The 879-nt window shown below is 51.9% G+C and carries 1 protein-coding gene; it reads left to right on the forward strand.

The window, feature by feature from the left end; genetic code table 11:
- Window positions 1-879 (forward strand): hypothetical protein (locus IB228_RS19650; RefSeq protein WP_225562582.1); only part of this gene is annotated, 879 nt, incomplete at both ends.

Here is an 879-nt window from a genome sequence, read left to right on the forward strand (position 1 = left end):
AGAAGAGGAGGAGGAAGAGGAAGAGGGGGAGAAGAGAAAGGAAGAAGAGGAAGAGAAGGAAAAGGAGGGAAAGGGAGAAAGAAGAGGAGAAGGAGGGGAAGAAAGAGAGGAAAAAAAAGAAGGAAAGAAGGGGGGAAAAAGAAGAGGGAAAAGGAGAGAAAAAGGGGAAAAGGAAGGAGAAGGAGGGAAGAAAAGGGAAAAAGGAAAAGGAAGGAAGGGGGGAAAGAAGAGAGAGAAAGAGAGGAGGGGGAAAAGGGAGAAGAGGAAAAGGAGAGAGAAAGGAAGAGGAGGAGGGGGAAGGGAGGAAGGGGAGAAAGGGAGAAGGAAAAAAAGGAGGGAGGGGGAAGGGGAAGGGGGGGGAAAAAGGAGAAAAGGGAGGGGAGGGGGGAGGGAAGAGAAAAAGGAAAAAGGAGGAGAGGAAGGGGAAGGAGGGGAAAAGAAAAGAAGGGGAGAAGGGGAGAGAGGGGAAGGGAAAAAGGAGGGAAAGAGAGAAAGGGAGAAAAAGGGGAGGAAAAAAAGAGGAGGGAGGAGGGGAAAAGAGAGAAAGAGAGAAGAGAGGAAGATGGAAGTGAAGAGGGAAATAAAAGAGGTGAAAGGAGAGAAGAGAGATGAGATGGGAAGGAGAAAAGGGGGGGAAGGAAGAAAAAGAAAAAAAGGAGAGGAAGAAAGAGAAAAAGGAGGGGCAGGAACAAAGGGGAAGAGAAGAGGAGGAGAAAGGGAGAGGGGAGGAAAAGAAAAGGGAGAAGAAGGAGACGAGAAGCCGTTCACCGGCGTGACCGGGCCCTGGGATCCGGACACGCGATCCGTAGACATCGACCGGGGGGAAAGCATCAAGGGGCCGCAGGGCACGCTGTTCGGCGAGGGCTCGATGGGCGGCAC

It is taken from the genome of Pseudoxanthomonas sp. PXM04, assembly GCF_014851695.1.
Lineage (GTDB): Bacteria > Pseudomonadota > Gammaproteobacteria > Xanthomonadales > Xanthomonadaceae > Pseudoxanthomonas_A > Pseudoxanthomonas_A beigongshangi.